The following is a 23,106-nucleotide window of genomic DNA, read 5'->3' as shown; positions in this document are numbered from 1 at the left end:
GTGCGAAATAAGTCAAAACATTTTTCTAGCAAAAACCAGTGTACGCATTTATGGAACAGCGTATATTGGCTTATCAGCCCAAAATTTTTTTTTGCGAAACATTGAGCTAACTATCGTCCGTAGGCAATATCGCAGAAATAAGTTGTTTGTTTGACGCTCGAAAGAGCCTTATTGAAAGAAGGGTACGCTATGCACATGCCATCGCCTAATACTGTAGCTCCCGCTCAAGGTTTATATCAGCCTGATGAGTTTAAGGATAACTGTGGTTTTGGACTGATTGCCCATATGAGGGGTGAATCAAGTCATCATCTTGTAGAAACCGCGATTCACAGTTTAAGTTGCATGACGCACCGTGGTGGTATTGCCGCAGATGGCAAGACGGGAGATGGGTGCGGCTTATTATTGGCGATGCCAAAGCAATTTTTTCGTGATGAAGCAAAAAAACTGAGTGATATTACACTGAGCGAAGTTTTTGCTGTGGGTACGGTATTTCTAAATATTGATCCGGCATTAGCGCAACATTCTAAAAATATTTTAAATAAAGAAATTGAAGCAGAAGGCTTACGCGTACTGGCTTGGCGTGTTGTGCCTACAAATAACGATGCACTAGGTGAAATTGCACTTCAATCTTTACCTGCTTTTGAACAGGTCATTGTGAACTGTCCAATGGGTGTAACCGAAGTTGAGTTCAACCGTAAGCTATTTTTGGCGCGTCGCCGTGCGGAACAACAATTACAAAAAGATCCGTTATTTTATGTGACTACGCTTTGCTCTACAGTGATCACTTATAAAGGCTTAATGATGCCTGCTGCGATTGCTGAGTTCTATACAGACTTGGCAGACGAACGTTTAAAATCACATATCGTCGTGTTCCATCAACGTTTCTCGACCAACACTTTACCACGTTGGCCGTTGGCTCAGCCTTTCCGTTATCTTGCTCATAATGGTGAAATTAACACCATTACAGCAAACCGTAACTGGTCATTAGCACGTACTCCTAAATTTGAAAATCCATTGTTGCCGGGCTTAACTGAACTTAACCCGATGGTGAACCGTACTGGTTCAGACTCATCAAGCTTAGATAATATGCTTGAGATCTTGGTCGGCGGCGGTATGGATTTATTCCGTGCGTTACGTATGCTCGTACCACCAGCTTGGCAAAACGTAGAAACTTTAGATGCGGACTTACGCGCATTCTATGAGTTCAACTCTAAGCACATGGAAGCTTGGGATGGTCCTGCAGGCTTGGTAATTCAAGATGGTCGTCATGCAATCTGTATGCTTGACCGTAATGGTTTACGTCCTGCACGTTGGGTAATTACCAAAAATGATTACATTACCTTAGCATCTGAAATTGGTGTTTGGGGCTATGAACCTGAAGATGTGGTTTCTAAAGGCCGTGTAGGTCCAGGCCAAATTTTGGTAGTTGATACCTTAACAGGCAAAGTGCTTGATACTAAAGATGTAAACACTCATCTTAAAAACATGCGTCCGTACCGTGAATGGTTGCGTGATCATGCAATTCGCTTAAAGGCTAATCCTGAACTTGAAGAACAATTAGTTGATCAAGGTTTAACTGGCGATGCTTTAAAAGCAGCTCAAAAAATGTTTATGGTGACATTTGAAGAGCGTGACCAGTTATTGCGTCCCATTGCTGAAAGTGGTCAGGAAGCTGTAGGTTCTATGGGTGATGATACGCCAATGGCTGTATTGTCTCGTCAAGTACGTCATGTGACTGATTATTTCCGTCAACAATTTGCACAGGTGACTAACCCTCCAATCGATCCATTACGTGAATCGATTGTAATGTCCCTTGAGACGTGTTTAGGTCGTGAGCAGAATGTATTTGAGCAAGGTCCAGAGCACGCAGATCGAATCATTATTTCGAGCCCTGTTCTGTCTAACTCAAAAATACAGCAAATCCGTAGTATTGATCGTGCAGGCTATGAGTCTGTTGACATCAATTTGAACTATGCTGAAGAAGAGGGTTTGCAAGCGGCGATTACACGTATTTGTGAAGAAGCAGCACAAGCCGTTCGTGATGGTAAAACTTTAATTGTTTTAACTGATAAAAATATTCGCCAAGGTTTCTTGCCTGCAAATGCAGCACTTGCAACAGGTGCGGTACACCATTACCTCATTAAAACTGGTTTGCGTACTGATGCAAACATTATGGTTGAAACTGGTTTTGCACGTGATCCGCACCAATTTGCGGTATTACTTGGTTTCGGTGCAACCGCAGTTTACCCATACCTTGCATATGACGTGATTAATGATTTGATTGCTAAAGGTGAGCTTTTAGGTGATCCAATCCATGCGCAAGCGAACTTCCGTAAAGGGATTGAGAAAGGCTTATTAAAAGTTCTTTCAAAAATGGGTATCTCTACAGTTGCTTCGTATCGTGGCGGTCAGCTTTTTGAAGCAGTAGGTTTGTCATCTGAAGTCGTAGACCAGTGCTTCTTGGGTGTTCCAAGCCGTATTCAGGGTGCAACATTTGCTGACCTTGAAAAAGACCAGAAAAAATTAGCAGCTACAGCATGGTCAAATCGTAAACCGATTGATCAGGGTGGTTTGCTTAAATTCGTATTTGATAAAGAATACCATGCGTTCAACCCAGACGTGATTAACTCATTACATACGGCTGTTCGCTCTGGTAAGTATGAAGACTTTAAAGTATATGCTGAGTTGGTTAACAACCGTCCGGTTGCAACCATTCGTGACTTATTTAAGTTAAAAACAACGAATTCGATTCCGGTTGAGCAAGTTGAATCAGTTGCAGATATCTTGCCTCGTTTTGACTCGGCAGGTATGTCTTTAGGTGCTCTTTCTCCAGAAGCACATGAAGCAATTGCAATCGCGATGAATACGATTGGTGGTCGTTCAAACTCTGGTGAGGGTGGTGAAGATCCTGTTCGCTACGGCACAATTCGTAACTCGAAAATCAAACAGATCGCATCTGGTCGTTTTGGTGTAACACCTGCTTACCTAACTTCTGCTGAAGTATTGCAAATTAAAGTTGCTCAAGGTGCAAAACCAGGTGAAGGCGGTCAGTTACCAGGTGGTAAAGTAAATGGCTTAATTGCACGTTTACGTTACTCTGTACCGGGTGTAACGCTGATTTCACCTCCACCACATCACGATATTTACTCAATTGAAGATTTGTCTCAGTTAATTTTTGACTTGAAACAAGTTAACCCGAAAGCAATGGTGTCAGTAAAACTGGTATCTGAACCGGGTGTGGGTACAATTGCCGCAGGTGTTGCTAAGGCATATGCAGACTTCATTACCATTTCTGGTTATGACGGTGGTACAGCAGCATCTCCACTTTCATCAATTCACCATGCGGGTTCTCCATGGGAGTTAGGTCTGAGTGAAGCGCACCAAGCACTCCGTGTTAATGACTTACGTGGAAAGGTACGGGTACAAACTGATGGTGGTTTAAAAACAGGTCTTGATGTGATCAAGGCAGCAATTTTGGGCGCTGAGAGCTTTGGTTTCGGTTCAACACCAATGATTGCTTTAGGTTGTAAATATCTACGTATTTGTCACTTGAACAACTGTGCAACCGGTGTTGCAACTCAACAAGATCACTTACGTCAAGAGCACTATATTGGCGAGCCAGAAATGCTCATCAATTTCTTCCACTTTATTGCGGAAGAAACGCGTGAATGGTTGGCAGCTTTAGGTGTTTCTTCATTGAAAGACTTAATTGGTCGTGTTGATTTACTTGAAGTATTACCGGGTGAAACTGAAAAGCATGCTCATCTTGATTTAAGTGCATTGTTAACCTCGCATCCATCTGCTGACGGTAAAGCACAGTACTGTGAAGTACAAGGTAATGCACCATTTGATAAAGGTGTATTGGCTGAGAAAATGGTTGCAGAAATGCTTCCTGCAATTGAATCAAGTGCTGGCGGTCAGTTCAACTTTAAAGTTGTGAACTGTGACCGTTCGATCGGTGCTCGTGTATCAGGTGAAATTGCTCGTCGCTACGGCAACTTAGGCATGGAAGTGCATCCTGTTGTAATGAACTTAACTGGTACTGCTGGTCAGTCGCTTGGTGTATGGAACGCTGGTGGTTTACACATCCGTCTTGAAGGTGATGCAAACGACTATGTGGGTAAAGGTATGGCAGGTGGTCGTATCTCAATCTTCCCACCACAAGGTTCGCCTTTCCAAACACAAAACACAGCAATTATTGGTAATACCTGTTTGTATGGTGCAACTGGCGGTAAGCTTTTTGCAGCGGGTACAGCGGGTGAGCGTTTTGCAGTTCGTAACTCTGGTGCATTTGCTGTAATTGAAGGCGCTGGTGATCACTGCTGTGAATATATGACAGGTGGTGTTGTGACTGTACTTGGTAAAGTAGGCCATAACTTTGGTGCGGGCATGACTGGTGGTTTTGCTTATGTACTTGACCTTGACAATGATTTTGTAGATTACTACAACCACGAATTGATTGATTTAAATCGTATTTCAACAGAATCTATGGAAGATCATAAAGAGTTCTTGTTGCGTATTATTGATGAGCATATCAAAGAAACAGGTAGTGCTTGGGCTTATAAAATCCGCAATGAGTTCGATTTCTACAGCCGTAAATTCTGGCTTGTGAAACCAAAGGCTGCTAATTTGCAAACGCTTTTGAAAACAACACAAGCTGATCCACAATAATTCCACGACTGCAACGACATAGGCAGGTGCGGGCAACAGTGAAATCCGCGCCTACCCACGGAGAGAGACATGGCAGAACGCCTAAATAATGACTTTCAATTTCTGGATGTAGCACGCCAAGATCCAGAGAAAAAAGATATTACTGTCCGCAAAGCAGAATTTGTGGAAATTTATAAACCTTTTACATCGGAAACTGTCGCTAATCAGACTCACCGTTGTTTAGGTTGTGGTAACCCATATTGCGAATGGAAATGTCCTGTACATAACTACATTCCAAACTGGTTAAAACTCATCGCTGAAGGCCAAATTTTCCAAGCTGCTGAGCTTTGCCATCAAACCAACACATTACCTGAGGTATGTGGTCGTGTATGTCCACAAGACCGTTTATGTGAAGGTGCTTGTACCTTAAATGATGGTTTTGGTGCCGTGACTATTGGTAATGCTGAAAAATATATTAACGACACAGCCTTTGCTTTAGGTTGGCGTCCAGATATGTCAGGCGTGAAATGGACTGACAAAAAAGTTGCAATCATTGGTGCTGGCCCAGCAGGTCTAGGTTGCGCGGATATTTTAGCTCGTGGTGGTGTCAAGCCAGTTGTATTCGATAAGCGTCCTGAAATTGGTGGCTTACTTACATTCGGTATTCCAGAATTTAAAATGGAAAAAGATGTAATGAAGCGCCGTCGTGAAATTTTCACAGGTATGGGAATCGAATTCCGCTTAAATACTGAAATTGGTACAGATGTCACCATTGATGAATTACTTGCGGAATATGATGCTGTATTCATGGGTATGGGAACTTATACCTACATGAAGGGCGGTTTCCCAGGTGAAGATCTTGCAGGTGTTTATGATGCACTTGATTTCTTGATCTCTAACGTAAATCGTTGCCAAGGTTGGGAAAAAGATCCAAGTGAATACATTAGCTTAGATGGTAAAAAAGTGATTGTACTTGGTGGTGGCGACACTGCGATGGACTGTAACCGTACTTCATTACGTCAAGGCGCTCATGATGTAACGTGTGCATACCGTCGTGATGAAAGCAACATGCCAGGCTCTGCACGTGAAGTAAAAAATGCCTATGAAGAAGGTGTGAAATTCTTGTTCAATCGTCAACCGATCGAAATCGTAGGCGAAAATGGCAAAGTGACAGGCGTTAAAGTCGTAACGACTCAAATGGGTGCACCAGATAGTCGTGGCCGTCGTAGCCCTGAACCAGTTCCAGGTTCTGAAGAAATTTTACCGGCTGATGCTGTTTTACTTGCATTCGGTTTCCGCCCAAGTCCAGCTGACTGGTTTGGTAACGTGAATATTAATCTTGATGGTTCAGGCCGTGTTGTGGCAGCTGAAAAGCAAGAGTTCAAATTCCAGACATCGAACCCGAAAATCTTTGCTGGTGGCGATATGGTGCGTGGTTCAGACCTTGTCGTGACTGCGATTTGGGAAGGCCGCCAAGCTGCTGAAGGAATTTTAGACTACCTCGGTGTTTAAGCTAAAAAACTATTTTTAAAGTTTTTAATAAAGCCTGCTTGATGCAGGCTTTATTTTTACCGCTAGTCACTTTGACGTTTTTGGCAAATACAATAAGCTTTTTTGCCCTTTTTAGCCTTCCAAGCTCGCGACATACTCAAAGCTTCCTTCTTCAATACAATAGGTGTTGAATATGAACATCGCAGGTATGACGGCAGAAAAATCATATTTAAATCGTCGAAAAGCGTTGGGTATTACTGTGCGTCGCCTTGAATTTAATCCTAAGGCGATCAAGCGGCACTATTTCGCGAATTCTCCTCTTATGTCTCACTTTTTAACTGCACTATCTTCAACGTTTCCTGTAGGAGAGCAGTTTTTCGTAAATAGCGTGCGCAATGTACGTGATAAGGTTTCCGATCCACAATTACAGGCTCAAATTGCCGCTTTTATTGGGCAAGAAGCAATGCATTCTAAAGCGCATGATGAGTTTAATGAAGCTTGGCGGCGTGATGATTATAATCTGGACAGTTTCCAAAACTGGCTAAATCAGCGTGATAAATATTTAAGAACGATTCCTCCTAAACTGCAATTGGCCCTTACCTGTGCTTTTGAGCATTTTACTGCTCTACTTGGAGGATATGTTTTACAGCACCCAGAGTTATTAAAAACGTTAGATCAAGATGCACTAAAACTTTGGGTATGGCATGCGATTGAAGAAATTGAGCACCGTTCAGTGGCGTTCGATGTCTATCAGCATGTGTATGGGGATGATCGTATTCGCCGCTTACTCATGCGTAGTGTTACTACAGGATTTGCCAGTATTGCTTTTTATGGAACAACCCGCTTATTTTGGCAGGATAAATGGAATAGCTTACCTAAAATTGGAGGTAATTTATTTGGTTTATATTTGCTGGTTAAAATGCTTGTCCAGCTCATGCCGGAATATTTCGCATATTACAAAAAAGATTTCCATCCAAGTCAAAAGGATTATGGCCGTATGGTTGATTACTGGAAAAGTTCTTTGGCAGATGAATATCGAATGGCAAGTTTTCAACAAGAAAAAGATCAATTATTAAGTTAATGAATAACCGGATTGAAAGATCCGGTTTTTAAATCAATAAAATAAAAGCAACACAATAATGCCAAAATCATCATACAATCGAGGAAAGAGGTTAAAAATATAAAGAAAAACTTGAGGATAATGTGACGATGAAAACATTGAAACAACTCGCGATCGCGACGACACTTGCCAGTACCTTATTGTTTTCAGGGTGTGGCTATAACACTTTACAAGTAAAAGATGAAGCAGTAACGGCAGCTTGGTCTGAAGTTCAAAACCAATATCAACGTCGATCAGATTTAGTACCAAACCTTGTGAATGTTGTAAAAGGTTATGCTAAGCATGAAGAACAAGTATTAACCGAGGTTACACAGGCACGTTCGAATGTTGCTGGTTTGAAGGTTGATAAAGAAGTTCTAGAAGACCCAGCTTTACTTGAAAAATACCAACAGGCTCAAAGTCAATTAACAGGGGCTTTATCTCGTCTGATTGCTGTTTCTGAAAATTATCCAGATTTAAAAGCCAATACCCAATTCCAAGAGCTACAAGTTCAACTAGAAGGAACAGAAAACCGTATTGCTGTGGCTCGTAATCGTTATATTACAACAGTGCAAGACTACAACGGATATGTACGCCAGTTCCCGCAAGCAGTGACTGCAAAAGTAATTGGTATGCATCCAAAAGCCAATTTCTCTGCCGAAGCATCTGCACAGCAGGCACCAAAAGTTTCTTTTGATTAATTTTAAGAATCAAAGGAGTGCTGCATGAGAAATAATATATTGCTTCAGCTTAAGCAAATTAAGGTATTTGTTATTACCTTAATTTTGCTCTGTTGCGTTGTTCTTTTTCAGAGTGCAGCATGGAGTGAGACTAATATTGCAACTGCTACTGATGAAACTGGCACCATTGTAGCGGGCAAAATTATTCAGAAGCAGCAGGCTCAAGCTTCCACTTCTAAAAGTGAACAGTCTGCTTCTGGCGTAGCTCCCCAAGCTCAAGTCGCCAACGATATGGCAGATGGTGAATCGATTCGTGGTTTGCCAACCTTAAATCAGCCTGTTATTGATCAAGCAAATATATTAAGCGAGGCAGAGAAGCAGCAGCTCGACCAAAAAATTCTAAGTTTATATCAACAAGGCAAAGCACAAATCGGTATTGTTATTGTTCCTACAACAGGGCAAGAAGATATCTTTGATTATGCACTACGTGTAGGTGAAAAATGGCAACTTGGTTCAGCGAAGCGCGATAATGGATTGCTCATTGCGGTTGCGGTAAATGACCGCCGTATACAAATTTTAACCGGATATGGCTTAGAGGGCGTATTACCAGATATTGTCTCGAGTCGAATTATTAGAAACCAAATCACACCCTATTTTAAACAAGCCCAATATGCTCAAGGTTTAAATGCAGGCATTGATGAAATCGGAAGAATTCTTAATCTTGATCCAGAAGTCGCTCAGCAAGCTGCTCAAGATTTAAAAGAACGGCAACACCAAGCCGCAGAAGAGCAACAAGCCAAACAAACAACCCTCACAATGGCTCTATTTATTCTTGTTGCCGGAATTGTAGGGTCATTTATTGTAGGACGACCTCTTAGTGCATCTACTGCGGGCGTTGCTGCTGCGGTAGCAGGTTTTGTAAATGGTGCAGGTCTAGTGACTAGCTTATTACTTGGTTTTGGAATCTTCTTTTTACTCATTACCTCAATTGCTCAACTTATTTTACAGGCCATTCTGAGTGGCTCCGGTGGTGGTGGACGTGGAGGAGGCTTCGGTGGCGGAGGCTATGGAGGCGGGGGAGGTCGTTTTGGCGGTGGAGGTGCTTCAGGCTCATGGTAACAACATCAGAAACAACACAAATTATTACTCAGCCAAAAATTGAGGAATCTGTAGAGCCAAGTCTAAAACGCTGGTTTAAACATTTCTGTTACTTGCCAGCCAGTAGCCGTTATTTTTCAAAACAAGATAAGCAGACGATTGCTGATGCGGTACAACAAGCAGAACATGGACATGTTGGCGAAATACAGGTTGTAATTGAAGGCCATATTCCATGTTCACAGGCCTATAGACAAAATACCCGATTGAGAGCGCAACAATTGTTTGCAGAGTTAGGGGTCTGGGACACCGCGTTAAATAGTGGAGTACTACTTTATTTAAACTTATGTGAACGTACAGTAGAAATTATATTTGACCGCGGTATTAGAAATGCCACTAATGATCAAGTCTGGCAACAGATTTGTGATTCTATCGTGCAACAACTTAAACAAAAACAATATCAGCAAGCTGTAGTGATTGGTGTTCATCAAATTGGAGAGGTGATGTCACGTTTTTATGATGAAAACATGCCAGATCAATCGAATGAATTGGGAAATGCCCCGATTATTATTAATTAAATTATTGTCTAAAATTTCTATATCTCATAGTTTTTATTTTTTAAAGGTGATTGACAAAAAATGTCACCTATTTATTTATTTTTAAAGAGAATTTGTTCACAAAACTAATATAAAATTTGATGAGTTTGGTTTACTTTTTATGATCTGTGATAAGTTGTAGTGAAAAGATATATGACAATTTTTGTCAGTTATTTACAGTGATTTTGTATTTAGTAAATTGAAAAATTAGTATAAGTTTTTGTTTTATAAGTAAAATAAAAGTTGGCATGGATGCTGCAATATAGTTAATAGCTGAAAAAGCTTAAATAAAAACATACATACAATCTTTGGGGAAAAAGGCTATGAATGCACAAAAAGGTTTTACATTAATTGAGCTCATGATCGTGGTTGCGATTATCGGTATTTTGGCGGCAATTGCGATTCCTTCTTATCAAAATTATATTGCACGTTCACAAGTAACACGTGTTATGGGTGAAGCAGGTAACATGAAAACAGCAGTTGATAACTGTTTGTTGAATGGCAAGTTAACACTTGGTCAGGCTGGTAATGAGTGCCAATTAGATGCAACTGGTTCTAACCTTCAGACCGGTGCTAAACAGGATGGTTCTACAGCAGTTGCTACAGGTACAGGTGTAGCGCAGGTTACTTCACCATTAGTTACTGCTGCAGCTAACACAATTGTTGCTACATTTGGTAACGGTGCAGCGGGTGATTTACAGACAGGAAGCCAAAATACTTTAACTTGGACGCGTGCGGTTGATGGTACATGGTCTTGTTCTACGACTGTTTTATCAAAATATCGTCCAGCATCTTGTCCATAATTTGGAACTAGAAATAAACAAAACCAGCTATTAAGCTGGTTTTGTTTTTATAGCGTCAATTTTAAATTATGAAATATTTAAGGTTTATATGTCTAGTCGATTAAAATTTTTTTTGGTTCATTTTTCTTGTTCTTTGTTTAGTGCTCTATTATTACTTTTTTGGGTTTTTAAGGTATGGTATCCATATCCATTAGCTCAGGCTTTAGGTGTTACTAATATTGTAATAATGATAGTGATAATAGATTTAATTATTGGGCCAATCTTATGTTTTATTATTTATAAGGTTGAAAAAAAAACATTGAGATTTGATTTGTCAGTGATAATTTTTTTCCAAATTGTCGCATTTTTATTTGGGTTTTATAACTTATCACAAGGTAGACCTGTTTGGCTTGTATATAATCAAGGTAATATTGATTTGGTTCAAAGAGTTGAAATTATTAAGGACGATATGGGGAAGGCTCTACTTAAGTTTCAAAAAATACCTATGTTTGGACCTGAAATTGCTGCGGTCAAAACAATGAATCTTAATGAAATGAATGTAAATAAAGAAAAGGCTAAAGCTATTTCATTTATTCAACAACCTGAAAAATATATTTTACTTAAAGATGAATATGTAAATATTAAAAAAAATATTCATAACATTAATGAATTATATAAAAAAAACCAAAAGAAAAAAATTGATGATTTACTTTTAAAATACCCCAACGCTCAAGGGTGGCTTCCTTTACGGGCTACAACACAGAATATGGTTGTATTAATGAATATTGATAAGGCTCAGATTATGGCGATAGTAGATTTAAAATTTTAGAAATGACTCTAGGTAATAATTAAATTTTAGTTAATTCTTTTAAATTTTAGATTGGTTAACCATAACCAATCTAAAATTATATTCTTATGTGAAAACTGATTTTTTGTATTTTAAAGTTCTCTGGAAAATTCGGATGGAGAGCATTTAAGGCTTACTGCAATGCGATACTGGGAAGGCTTTCACTTAAAAAGCATAAATTTGATATCTTGCTTCTTTCCTAAATTAATCTTAGTTGAACGTCATTGGAGTATTTAAGAAAGAAAAATTTTATCTATCATAGAGCCAGTTCCTTTTGTCGCTTGAAATATGAAATTCTTTCTCCTGCTTTTAGCGAGTGTATTTATTGCACTAGCATGGCTTTTGCCTATTCATTACCGTCCTTGGGTAACATATACAGGTGAGTTATTTGCCTTTTTATCACTCTTAGCACTGGCTGTGCTCTATTTAAAAGAAAAATTAAACTACCTGTTATCCGTTTACCGTTAGTAATCTTGGCGATTGTACCGATGTTACAATACGTCTGGGGTGAATTATTTTTCTTTGATAAAGCATTGCTCAGTATGCTATTTGTCCTCGGCTTTTGGTTAAGTTTTGTACTAGGTTGTAACTTATCCATACAAAAACTAGAGCTTGAAAGCATATTTACCTGATCAACGTATGAAAGAGGGTTTAGGGATTGTTCAGCTTTCTTTTGATGCAATTACACTTGAACAGAAATCAACAACGAAAGGTACAGGTAATATTGTTATTATTTTTAATACTGGTAACTCAGGTATCAAAGGTAAAAAAGTTCAATTACACCATGCAGAAGATGGTACATGGACTTGCGAAACAACTGTTGATGGAAAATATGCTGGGAAGTCATGTAGTGTTGTTACAGCATTAAGGGCTACGTCATAAGTTGCTTTTCAAGAAAAAATGTACTCAATTGAGTGCATTTTTATTGATTATTAGATATTTTCTTTTGTATCTTTTAGAACATAGGCGCTAATCCAAATTGTATGTATTGAAGTTTTATAAAATAAATACAATAGTAAAAATTAAATCCAATGATAAAAATTATTTAAGTTTATTGTCATATGAACAAGTTTCTAAACGGAACGGAAAGATATACATGGAAGCGAATTCTTCCTACTCTCTTCCATGTATAATTCTTTCAAGTTTTAGCCTCTAACCTTTTACTATGCAAGTATTCTTCCTATTCCTCGCTGCAATTCTGTTAGGTTTTGCATGGTTGTCTCCATTTCACTATAGCCCTTGGGTTATGTTTTCAAGTGAAGTGAGTACTTTTGGGGCTGGATTATGTGTATTAGCCGCTCTAATTCAGCAAAATATTAAAATTCCTAGAGCACAACTATTGTTGCTACCATTTACTTTAATTCCAATAGTGCAGTGGGGGGGTGGTTTAGTTTTTGATTTGAGCACAGCTTTATTGAGTTCATTTTACTTGCTAGGTTTTTGGTTTATGGTCTTAGCTGGTTACAACCTGTCTTTAGATCAACAAAAGCGAGATCAAATCTTTTCGGGTTTTAGCTTACTCGTAATTATTGTATCCCTTGCTACTAGTTTCATTGCAATTTGCCAATGGTTGAATATCGAGTCTCATATTCCGTATGTGCTTAAGTTGCTGGGTAATCGTCCTTACGGTAATTTTGGTCAACCCAATAATATGGCAACCTTTTTAATTATTGGATTATTAGGGTGTTTGTATTTATATGAAAAGAACAAAGTAACTATCTGGTTGTTATTGCCTTCAGCACTCATTATTTTATTTACGGTCGCATTGAGTCAGTCAAGAACTTCATGGATAGTTTTTCCATTTTTACTCATCTATTGGGTGATTAAGCAGTTTAAAAAGCAAAAAAGATTTGGACTTGCTCAAGGCTTTTTGTGGTGCTTAACATTTTTTTTAATTGCTGGCTTAATCTTACCCTATATCACTCAATTCATCGAATTCTCTACAAATACAGAGATTACTGAAACGAGTACGTTTGTTGCTCGGGCAGGTTCAGGGCATGAGCGTGTAGGTATGTGGATACAAATATTGCATGCTATAGCTCAGCAACCATGGGCTGGGTATGGGTGGAGCCAAACTAGTGTTGCTGTAGTCGATAGTATTCAATATGGAACTGTACATGTATGGTTTAATAGCGCCCATAATTTATTGCTTGATTTAATTATCTGGAATGGTATTCCATTAGCTGCTGTAATCATTGCTTACTTTGCGTGTTGGTTCCTTTGGTTAAATCAACAGGCTAAAGAAACCATCTCAATTATAGCGATTATGATGGTGTGTGCGGTGTTTATTCATGCCATGTTCGAGTTCCCACAACGCTATGCTTATTTCTTGCTTACCTGTGGTTTTTTACTTGGTATTGTTCAGGCACAGACTCCAGTACTCAAAGGAGTTGTACTTAATAAGCAACTTTTTCGCTTAATATGGATAGTTAGTTTACTGCTTATTATTGCGATTTTACGTGATTACAATGTCTATGTTCTGAATAGTAATTTACTTTATAAGAATAAAAAGCCAAATGCAGAGTTCATGGGAAGCAGTAAAATTTTTGTTTTAACGCAGTTTGAAGAGCGTTTAAAATGGATTGAACTTAATCCAGAAACTAAATTACCTGAAGCTGATTTAGTTGAGTGGGGAAATTCAGTAAAGAATAAAGCGACTCCCTATAATTTACGTAAATATGCAAAATTGCTGGCTTATAATGGAAAAATAGAGCAGGCGCAGCGCCAAATATTAATTTTAAAGCATCTCTATAAGCAAAAAATAACGCTACCAGATTTATTAAAAGAAAAGTAATAAAAAAATCCCCTTGTACTCAAGGGGATTTTTTTATGAGAAATTACATCTGACTCTGGATGTAATTTTCAATGCCAACGTTGCCGATAAGGTCAATCTGAGTATCTAACCAGTCCCAATATTCTTCTTCTTTTTCTAAAATTTCTTGAACGAGATCACGAGTCACATAGTCTTGCTCAGTTTCAGCTAAAGCTACTGCTTGCTGAATCGCTTCTATATTTTCTTTCACTTTACGAATGTCACAGTGTAGAACTTCTTCTGTGTGTTGACCAATGTAAAGTTTACCTAAATGCTGAAGATTAGGTAGGCCTTCTAAAAACAAAATACGTTCAATAATTTTGTCTGCATGCTTCATTTGACGAATTGATTCTTTATATTCGGCAGAACCTAGCTGTTCAATTCCCCAATCATTAAACATGCGTGAATGTAAAAAGTATTGATTAATTGCAGTTAAATGATGATACAGCACTTGGTTAAGCTGATTAATGACATCACGATTGCCTTTCATTGTAGCTACTCCAAAACAATTTCTGCCTTAATCCAATTAAGGCAATCTATAAAACCATTTTAGTGAACAATCATGGATATGGCGAGTAGTTTATGGAACAGCAAATGAAAATCGCAATCAAAAACAACATAATATTAGTACAGGAGAGTTTGCTGCCAAAAAAAACCGCTTGAATGAGGAACTATTAACGTTCCGCAAAAAGCGGTGGAGGAGCTAATAAATACGGTTAAATGGTTATAATTCTTTTAAGCAGCTACGGAAATACGAGCAGCGATTTCTGATAATTCTTCACTAATAATAGCACGTGCTTCTGGTGCACAGCGTCCACAGCAAGTACCGAGATCAAGCAAGTCGCGAATTTCACGATAGCTTTCAGCGCCATTTTCAACAGCGTCTTTAATATCTTGATCGGTAATGCCACGACACAAGCAAACGTACATGGGAGTGATCCCCAAATATAAATGCGATAATTGATATTATTGATAATTATTATCGTTTGTCAATGAAATTCATTTAAAATATCATTTTATTATTATTGGGATTTTGGATAAAAAAATACCACCTAAGCGGAAATCTGAGTGGTGTTCAGATTTTACGCAAGGGTGGTACCTAATTTAGAGCTAAATATTTTTTAATTTCGGGTGTTTAATATTTTGTATCTTATTGATTGATAATAACAATACCATCCATCTCTACTAATGCACCTTTAGGTAGACTAGCTACACCTAATGCTGCACGGGCAGGATACGGTTGAGCAAAATATTCACCCATAATTTGGTTTACAAGTTGGAAATTTGATAAATCGGTTAGGAAAATATTAAGTTTGGCAATGTCTGCAAGTGAACCACCAGCAGCTTCACAAACCGCTTTTAAATTATCAAATACACGGCGAATTTGAGCTTCGATACCTTCTACAAGTTCCATACTGTATGGGTCTAAACCAATCTGCCCTGAGAGATATAGCGTATTGTCTACTAAAATAGCTTGAGAGTATGTGCCGATAGCAGCAGGGGCATTTTCAGTATGAATCACTTGGCGGGACATTCGGTTCTCCTTGATTAAATCTCTTTCCATCATAATCGATGATAGGTTTGGACAAAAGTATCATCGATTTAATTGATTAAGTGAATTTGGAAAGTTTGATTTTGTTAAAGAAACATAAACCTGACCAATAGCTCTTGTAAAGATTAGCTTACTTTTGAAACTTCCATTTGGGGATTAGCAGCATCCAAACGTTCAATACGTGGGAAACCATAATGCATACGTAAGTCACGGATGACTTTTGCAATATGTTTACGGTTGTTCACCACAATATTGACAAAAGTTCTTTGCTCATTTGAATGAACCATCTCTACCCCAGCATTATTTTTACGACATTGATAGATCAGGTCTGATACCTGTTCATCATTCATTGCCATATCTATAGCGAGGTAGGCGGTAAAACGTACATCATCTACATCATCTGCTTTCCATTGAAGCGGCATAATATTTTCAGGATGTAGATGTTGTTCATGTAGCAAGTTATGACAACGGATGCGATGCACAATTAACCCACGACGTGTTAAGTGCCCTTGAATTGGGTCACCTAAAACTGGATTGCAGCAATGCGCATATTTAACGTCGATACCTTCGGTACTCTGAATAAGTCGATCTGAGTTTTCTACTTGAGGGTGTTTGTCATGAGCAAATAGGTGATTAGCCACAAGTTGAGGAAGTAAGTCACCAACCGCAATTTGTTCAAACAATGTATTCTTGTTATCGATATGACGCCACTGCAGTAAATCTAACCAGTCAGCATCAGAGAGATCGCTGATCGAACGATTGAAGAGTTTTAATGCGCGAGAAAGTGCTTGCTCACCCACAAGACGCTGTTCTTCAATTTCCTGATCTTTAAGAACATGTTGTAAAGCACGACGCGCTTTTTGCGTATTAATAAAGCTTAACCAGTCTGGATTTGGTGTTGCTAAAACATCCGTAATAACTTCGATAACCTGACCGCTAATTAATGGTGTAGATAATGGTTTAATCTCACCATCCACTTTTGCACCAACTGCATGGTTACCTAAAAATAAACTTGCTGAATAAGCAAAATCAACTACGGTAGCACCTTGTGGTAACTCATGGAGTTGGCCATGTGGTGTGTAAACCCAAATTTTTTCTTGATGTAAGTAATCTAATAAATCATTGAAGGTTGTTTTTGCACATTCTCCATCGATAAGCGTATTCAGGTTTTGCATAGAGGCCTGAATGGCTGAGCGACAAGTTTGTGGTGCATTTTCACCGAGCACTACCCCAAAACGGGCAGCTTTACGCATAAGCTCAGTTTGAATAGTAAGAGAGAGTGTGGTTTTTTCGCCTTTAAGTTTAATCAGTAAAGATTGGTTGCCACCAGGTAAGGGACGACGGATATGGTCTTGGTATTGGATGACTTGAAAATTTTCTCTTAAAGCATCAACTAAGCGATCACAGTCAGCAATTGTTTGCAAAACGATTTCAAAAGCATGACTATGAGTAAGCTCTTGTAAATCCATCTCATTTTTAACGAAATGGCGTAATAATTCGATATTGTTATTTTTCTTTTTAATGCGACCTTGAATATGATAGTTGTGGAGAAGTTCAGCGAGGTTTTGTTCCCAGATACTTTGATACTTACATCGCTCTGGTTTGGTTTGACGTAGTGCATTTTGCACGTTATCAAACATATCAAGATCAAGATTTTGATAACAAAGATTTTCTAGATTATCGCCCATTTCGTTCATACCGACTAATCTTGCCATTGGCACAAAGATATCAAGAGTTTCTTGAGCAATGCGGGCGCGTTTATCTGGACGTAAAGCACCTAGAGTTGTCATATTATGATAGCGATCGGCTAATTTAATAATAATGACACGTGGGTCCTGTAGGGTCGCTTGCAAGATTTTTCGGAATGAGGCGGCCTTGTTATATTCTTTATCACTTGACTGGCTAAGTTTGGTTACACCGTCAACCAGCTCAGCAACTGTCAGACCGAACTTTTCAGTAATATCTTCTTTTGTATATTGAGTGTCTTCAATAACATCATGCAAAAGTGCTGCCATTAAAGTTTCAGCATCTAAACGCATGTTCGCAAGAATGCAGCTGACAGCGATTGGATGCAGAATGTAGGGTTCACCACTTTTACGTGTAATGCCAGTATGCGCTAGATCGGCAAAATCACAGGCAGCAAGCACTTTCTCGACCTCACTTACCGATAAGTAAGGGTCGATAATCAATTTAAGCTGTTGCTTGGCTTGGCTGACCTCTTCGCCTGGCATAAATCACCCTTTTTCCTAATGCTGAGAAACTAAATCTATCTACTTCTTAATGAAAAGCATATTGCGGAACTTGTCAATTTTTTCATTTGAAAAAGTGTATTTTTTTTTCAATGAAAATAATTGCTTTTTTCAATATATTTAAATTCAAGATAAAGCCAAATAAAAAACCACCGCAGAAAAACGATGGTTTTTTTATGAAACAGAATTAATTAGAAAGAAAAACCTTCTAAATTCAAGCTGTTTGTAGAAAGAGCAAGATCAAGACTAGAAGTTTGATAATCTTGTTCACGTTGTTTAAGAATTTCTTTCGTAACGTGTCCTGCCGCGATTTCGCGCAAAGAAACTACAGTCGGTTTGTCGTTATCCCATTCTACAGTTGGCTCCATGCCTTGACGTGCCAATTGACGAGCACGTTTACTTGCAACGAGCACAAGCTCAAAACGGTTGTCTACATGATCTAAACAATCTTCAACGGTGACGCGTGCCATAAAAGTTCTCGTTTTGGAATGGTGAATTTGAACAGACTAAACAGTATAAAAGGCTTTCGATCCAGACTCAAGTTATTCCTGTTTTGGTTGAGGAGTAATCAAGTCTTGAATTAATGTTTGATGACGTTTTGCTTGCTGGGATAACACTAAACGGTTTGCTGTAATCACAGCTTCAAGCTCATGTAAGGCTTTATTAAAATCATCATTAATAATGATGTAATCAAAGTTCGTGTAATGCTGCATATCTTCAACTGCACAGCTTAAACGATGTTCAATGACGTCAACTGAGTCAGTACCGCGATTAGATAAACGCTGACGTAGGTCAAACTGTGTTGGCGGTAAAATAAATATTTGCTTGGATTCAGGAAAAAGTTTGCGTACTTGCTCTGCACCTTGCCAATCAATTTCAAGTAGAACATCGTGCCCTTGAGCTAACTGTTGTTTTACAGTTGCTTGAGAAGTGCCATAGTAATTACCAAATACTTCAGCGTATTCGATAAAGCCTTCATGGTTTACTTGGTCTAGAAAGTCATCTTTTGTAGTGAAGTGATAGTGAACACCATCTAACTCACCAGGACGTTGACCTCGGGTAGTATGCGAGACTGAAACATGTAAATTGCTTACACGATCAAGCAGGGCTTTCACCAAAGATGTTTTGCCTGTTCCTGATGCAGCAGAAACGACAAACAATAGACCCGACATGATATTTTTCCTGATATGATAAAATATCTTCGCTATTGTAGTGTACCGTGCGTTTAAACTGAATAGTTTTAATTGCAAATATTCAAGAGAAATTCCCCTGTTTTATTAATTTTGAGGCTGTTATGGAAATTGTGTTAGCTAATCCGCGTGGTTTTTGTGCCGGTGTTGATCGAGCCATAGCAATCGTCAATCGGGCTTTAGAATGTTTTAATCCTCCTATTTATGTACGTCATGAAGTTGTACACAATAAATTTGTGGTAGATGACTTACGTCAAAGAGGGGCAGTTTTTGTTGATGAACTAGATCAGGTTCCGGATGACTCAATTGTAATTTTTAGTGCGCACGGTGTTTCAAAAGCTGTTCAGCAAGAAGCGGAGCGCCGAGGCTTAAAAGTGTTTGATGCGACTTGCCCTTTGGTTACCAAAGTTCATATTGAAGTGACTAAATATGCACGTGAAGGTACTGAAGCAATTTTAATTGGTCATGAAGGGCACCCTGAAGTTGAGGGAACAATGGGTCAATATGACAAATTGAAAGGTGGGGATATTTATCTGGTTGAAGATGAAGCGGATGTTGCTGCACTTGCAGTAAGACACCCTGAAAAACTTGCATTTGTAACTCAAACAACTTTATCAATTGATGATACGGCTAAAGTTATTGATGCTTTGCGTGCAAAATTTCCTCATATTCAAGGGCCACGTAAAGACGATATTTGCTACGCAACTCAAAACAGACAAGATGCTGTACGTGATTTGGCTGAACAGTGTGATGTGGTATTGGTTGTTGGTTCACCTAATTCATCAAATTCAAATCGTTTACGCGAGCTTGCAGAGCGTATGGGCAAAGCAGCTTACCTTGTAGATAATGCTGATCAGTTAGAACAGTCATGGTTCAATGATACTTGCAAAATTGGTGTGACAGCGGGTGCTTCAGCGCCGGAAATTCTGATTAAGCAAGTGATTCAACGTTTACAAGACTGGGGCGCGCAAGCACCTAAAGAATTAGATGGACGTGAAGAGAACATAACCTTTAGCCTTCCTAAAGAATTACGCATTCACGTGACTCAAGCATAAAGTGTGACTTATTTAACATACTGATTTTAAAATAGTAAAACAGATAATTGTTGACATGACAGTTATCTGTTTTTTTATACCCTTCATCTGCTTTGTATTTGTTTTGTAAATATAAAAAGTAAAATTTAAATAATAAATAAAAATTTTTAAGTTTATTTGGGGTTTCTGGGGATGAGGGGAATTATTCCGCAAGACGGGTTCACCTTGGTTGAGCTCATGGTAACGATTGCGGTAATGGCTATTATTACGATGACGGCTGCGCCGTCTATGTCGAATTTATTAGAAAGCAAACGACTAGATGAAAATCAACGAGATCTAATCAATACTTTGTCGGAAGCAAAGAGTCAAGCCATACTTGGTCGACAAGACGTTTCTATTAATTTGAATTCAACAGCCTCAAATTCACCAACTTCTTTGAATTGGAAAATTACTTCCAATAACACTCTTGAGCTCAAAAATATAGCTGCTGATGGTACGCAAAGTTCATTAACAGCGACGACTTTAACTTTTAATGCGAATGGAGTGGTAAGTAATATTACCCAAGATACACTTTTATCTATTTGTAATTCAAAAATAAATAAAAAGAAAATTCTTATTTTAACAAAGCTTGGCACATTAATTTTTAAAGCTGAGGAGACATGTTAATGCGGAGCTCTAAGCAAGAAGCCCAAGTTGGGGTTGGTTTATTAGAAGTGTTGGTCGCTTTAATTTTACTTGCAATAGGAGTTTTAGGATATGTTGCCTTGCAAGTTCGGGCTATGGATGCTTCTTCAGAAGCATTAAGTAAATCTCAAGCTATTATGATTATGAGAGGATTAGCAGAAAATATTCGTGTGAATAGTTCTCAAGCTAGTCAATATCCTTTATTTGTCCGTAGTTATAGTAATTATTCATCTACTACCGCAGCTCCTACGTTGTGTTTCAATGCCGCTTGTACACCTTCTCAACTTGCTCAATTTGATGCGTATCAAGCAGCGAGAAATGCTGATCAACTTGGCATGAAAATCACAATGACAAATTGCCCTGGGGTTATAAGCACAATGACCCAGCAGAGGCAATGTCTGTTTGTTTTTTGGGGAAAAACCTCTCCAGTAATTACAACGAATGAAGGAGTCACTAGCGCGGATGTGTCGAGCTGTATGAGTACAAATGGCGTTTATGTCAATAATTCGAATTGTTTAATGATGGAGGCATATTAATGGCTCACTCATTTGTATTATGGAAGCATCGAGGTTTTACATTAATTGAGCTTATGGTTGCATTGGCTTTAGGTCTAATTTTGGTAGCCGCGGCGACTCAATTATTTATTGGTGGACTTCTATCAAGTCATCTACAAAAAGCAAATGCTGAAATACAAGATAGCGGTATTTTTGGCTTGGAGTATATCGCACGTGATATACGCCTTCTAAATTATGGAAATGTAATAAACCCGATATTAACGGATACCACACCTTGGGGTGGTGTTGTTTTAACTGGTTCAACAGCAACCAACAATAACAGTGTTAATTTTGTCCCTAATGTTGGAACAAATACTTATATTGCTGACACATTATTAAGTCGTGGTGCTGGAGATACGATAAGTACAGTTAATAATCACTGGAAAGGCATTTCAAATATACAGAATAGTTCAAACGCTGCTGTGCAAAGCGATCAGCTGACTATTCAATTTATTGCTCCTACTAATATGACCAATTGTGAAGGTGTGAACGTACTTGCAGGGGATTTAATTGTAGAGCGTTATTTTTTACGTCTCGATACGAATGGTAGTTCCCAGCAAGATTATGCACTTGCATGTGACGCAAATACTCCCTCTAGTGTGGCTACGGCACAACCTGCCACCATTTCTGGATTTGGCGATGCAGGTCAAATCGTATTACCACGTATTGATCATTTTCATGTGGTATTTGGTGCAAAAAATGCGGCTGGCAATTTTGCTTATTATACGATTCCCCAATATCGGGCTGCTGCACAGGCTGCTCGAGATGCCACACCATCTATGATGGCACCCAGAATTCTTTCAATACAAATATCAGTTTTAGCTCGTTCTACTAACAATGCTCAAAACAAGGCAATAGATCCCGCGCAATCTTTTCTTATGTTAGATCAAACCGTGCATGCTTCTGATAATACAACTCGATTCTTACGTCGCGTTTATAACGTAACAATTGCTCTGCGCAACGCGATGGGGGAAAGTCTATGACCCATTTAATTCATAAAAGTAAATCTAAGGAAAAAGGGGCAACCCTTATTGTTGTGCTTATTATTTTATTGGTTGTTATTTCTGTAGGTGTTTTAGCAATAAGAGTGGCTATTGTTTCTTTAAAAGTTGCTACAAATAGCCAAGTTAGCCAATTAAATTTTCAGTCATCTGACACGCCTTTAGAACTCATTGTGCAGATGAATCCTACTACCTTAACTAATATTACAAATGTGATTGGTGCCGCGCTTAAAGAGCACGAAAGTAACCCTGGGGCAGAATACAACTTTTGTTATAAGCCTGTTTCTGCAGCAACAAATTTTGCTCAGACCAGAGGCGCAAGTTTACTTCGAGCAGGAAGCGCTAATAATGCAGTCGTCGAAGATGGCGGGGTGGCGGGTTTTTGTGATTTAACAAGTGACTATGGAAGTAATCGCCAAGCGGTGGTTACACAAGTTGCCGTAAGTATTCCAACAGATGCTGCAAGTGATATTCCTGGTTCAAATTTACCACGAGGAACAAATACCTCCGAAGGCACACAACTACCTAAAAGTATGCTGTCTACACAACGTATTCGAGTTATTACCACTGCTTTTTTACCAACCTACGCATCTACCTCTATAGAAACTCTACAAACTGATTGCTTAAGCACGAGTTCAGCGAAAATTAGTGACAATTTTGATACTGCATTAACGGCTAAACAAACATTAGCAGAGTGTTTGGCAAATCATAACGTGCCTTTTAGTACTCAAGTTCAAGAATTTAACTACACCAATAAGCTCACTCAAATTACGGCACCAGATTCATAACG

The 23,106-nt window shown here is 38.7% G+C and carries 21 protein-coding genes and 1 pseudogene; 15 read left to right on the top strand and 7 right to left on the bottom strand.

The window, feature by feature from the left end:
* The first annotated feature begins 195 nt into the window (after positions 1-195).
* From gltB to BMW38_RS15830, 10 genes are all read left to right on the top strand, one after another.
* Positions 196-4,671, top strand: coding sequence for a glutamate synthase large subunit (gene gltB, locus BMW38_RS15880; RefSeq protein ID WP_170834079.1), 4,476 nt, complete (start codon positions 196-198; stop codon positions 4,669-4,671).
* 69 nt (positions 4,672-4,740) lie between these two features.
* Entirely contained in the window at positions 4,741-6,162 is a 1,422-nt protein-coding gene (locus tag BMW38_RS15875) for a glutamate synthase subunit beta (RefSeq protein WP_092709830.1), read from the top strand.
* A 172-nt stretch (positions 6,163-6,334) separates the two neighbouring features.
* Positions 6,335-7,222: a metal-dependent hydrolase gene (locus BMW38_RS15870; RefSeq protein ID WP_092709827.1), complete on the top strand. Its 888-nt coding sequence runs from the start codon at positions 6,335-6,337 to the stop codon at positions 7,220-7,222.
* A 128-nt stretch (positions 7,223-7,350) separates the two neighbouring features.
* Positions 7,351-7,941, top strand: a complete 591-nt coding sequence (locus BMW38_RS15865) for a LemA family protein (RefSeq protein ID WP_003653797.1) — start codon at positions 7,351-7,353, stop codon at positions 7,939-7,941.
* Positions 7,942-7,965: 24 nt separating this feature from the next.
* Entirely contained in the window at positions 7,966-9,039 is a 1,074-nt protein-coding gene (locus tag BMW38_RS15860) for a TPM domain-containing protein (protein ID WP_092709824.1), read from the top strand.
* The gene (locus tag BMW38_RS15855) at positions 9,033-9,593 is read left to right on the top strand and encodes a TPM domain-containing protein (protein WP_092709821.1); all 561 of its coding nucleotides are present in this window, start codon (positions 9,033-9,035) and stop codon (positions 9,591-9,593) included. Before BMW38_RS15860 ends, BMW38_RS15855 begins: the two co-directional genes overlap by 7 nt.
* 341 nt (positions 9,594-9,934) lie before the next feature.
* Entirely contained in the window at positions 9,935-10,414 is a 480-nt protein-coding gene (locus tag BMW38_RS15850; RefSeq protein ID WP_092709818.1) for a pilin, read from the top strand.
* Positions 10,415-10,502: 88 nt separating this feature from the next.
* Complete coding sequence (tfpZ, locus tag BMW38_RS15845) at positions 10,503-11,222, top strand: TfpX/TfpZ family type IV pilin accessory protein (protein ID WP_092709815.1); 720 nt, start codon at positions 10,503-10,505, stop codon at positions 11,220-11,222.
* A gap of 630 nt (positions 11,223-11,852) precedes the next feature.
* Positions 11,853-12,122, top strand: coding sequence for a pilin (locus BMW38_RS15835; RefSeq protein ID WP_244524352.1), 270 nt, complete (start codon positions 11,853-11,855; stop codon positions 12,120-12,122).
* A 283-nt stretch (positions 12,123-12,405) separates the two neighbouring features.
* Positions 12,406-14,034, top strand: coding sequence for a PglL family O-oligosaccharyltransferase (locus BMW38_RS15830; RefSeq protein WP_092709812.1), 1,629 nt, complete (start codon positions 12,406-12,408; stop codon positions 14,032-14,034).
* 43 nt (positions 14,035-14,077) lie between these two features.
* On the opposite strand, the gene bfr is transcribed toward BMW38_RS15830, so the two are convergent.
* The 7 genes and pseudogenes from bfr to gmk form a co-directional block, all read right to left on the bottom strand.
* Complete coding sequence (bfr, locus tag BMW38_RS15825; RefSeq protein WP_005038304.1) at positions 14,078-14,542, bottom strand: heteropolymeric bacterioferritin subunit Bfr; 465 nt, start codon at positions 14,540-14,542, stop codon at positions 14,078-14,080.
* A 245-nt stretch (positions 14,543-14,787) separates the two neighbouring features.
* Positions 14,788-14,982, bottom strand: a complete 195-nt coding sequence (locus BMW38_RS15820) for a bacterioferritin-associated ferredoxin (RefSeq protein ID WP_004639703.1) — start codon at positions 14,980-14,982, stop codon at positions 14,788-14,790.
* A gap of 220 nt (positions 14,983-15,202) precedes the next feature.
* Entirely contained in the window at positions 15,203-15,586 is a 384-nt protein-coding gene (locus BMW38_RS15815) for a RidA family protein (protein ID WP_002116996.1), read from the bottom strand.
* Between the two features lie 143 nt (positions 15,587-15,729).
* Positions 15,730-17,835: a RelA/SpoT family protein gene (locus tag BMW38_RS15810; RefSeq protein WP_005038306.1), complete on the bottom strand. Its 2,106-nt coding sequence runs from the start codon at positions 17,833-17,835 to the stop codon at positions 15,730-15,732.
* Positions 17,836-17,874: 39 nt separating this feature from the next.
* A pseudogene (locus BMW38_RS19375) lies at positions 17,875-17,979 on the bottom strand (hypothetical protein).
* 65 nt (positions 17,980-18,044) lie between these two features.
* The gene (rpoZ, locus tag BMW38_RS15805; protein ID WP_002116990.1) at positions 18,045-18,323 is read right to left on the bottom strand and encodes a DNA-directed RNA polymerase subunit omega; all 279 of its coding nucleotides are present in this window, start codon (positions 18,321-18,323) and stop codon (positions 18,045-18,047) included.
* Between the two features lie 72 nt (positions 18,324-18,395).
* Positions 18,396-19,025, bottom strand: coding sequence for a guanylate kinase (gmk, locus tag BMW38_RS15800; protein ID WP_003653783.1), 630 nt, complete (start codon positions 19,023-19,025; stop codon positions 18,396-18,398).
* Between the two features lie 122 nt (positions 19,026-19,147).
* Between gmk and ispH the strand changes: the two genes are divergently transcribed.
* The 5 genes from ispH (at position 19,148) to BMW38_RS15775 (ending at position 23,104) form a co-directional block, all read left to right on the top strand.
* Positions 19,148-20,098 (top strand): 4-hydroxy-3-methylbut-2-enyl diphosphate reductase, encoded by a 951-nt coding sequence (gene ispH / locus BMW38_RS15795; RefSeq protein ID WP_003653781.1) that lies wholly within the window; start codon positions 19,148-19,150, stop codon positions 20,096-20,098.
* A gap of 171 nt (positions 20,099-20,269) precedes the next feature.
* A complete protein-coding gene (locus tag BMW38_RS15790) occupies positions 20,270-20,743 on the top strand; it encodes a pilus assembly FimT family protein (protein ID WP_092709809.1) in 474 nt (157 codons plus the stop codon).
* Entirely contained in the window at positions 20,737-21,297 is a 561-nt protein-coding gene (pilV, locus tag BMW38_RS15785) for a type IV pilus modification protein PilV (RefSeq protein WP_092709806.1), read from the top strand. Before BMW38_RS15790 ends, pilV begins: the two co-directional genes overlap by 7 nt.
* Positions 21,297-22,298: a PilW family protein gene (locus BMW38_RS15780; protein ID WP_092709803.1), complete on the top strand. Its 1,002-nt coding sequence runs from the start codon at positions 21,297-21,299 to the stop codon at positions 22,296-22,298. Before pilV ends, BMW38_RS15780 begins: the two co-directional genes overlap by 1 nt.
* Entirely contained in the window at positions 22,295-23,104 is an 810-nt protein-coding gene (locus BMW38_RS15775; RefSeq protein WP_213031185.1) for a PilX N-terminal domain-containing pilus assembly protein, read from the top strand. The genes BMW38_RS15780 and BMW38_RS15775 overlap by 4 nt, the downstream gene beginning before the upstream one ends.
* The last annotated feature ends 2 nt before the right edge of the window (positions 23,105-23,106 follow it).

This window comes from Acinetobacter sp. yr461 (genome assembly GCF_900110445.1).
Taxonomy (GTDB): domain Bacteria; phylum Pseudomonadota; class Gammaproteobacteria; order Pseudomonadales; family Moraxellaceae; genus Acinetobacter; species Acinetobacter calcoaceticus.
This window is presented reverse-complemented; position numbering and strand designations above follow the sequence as displayed.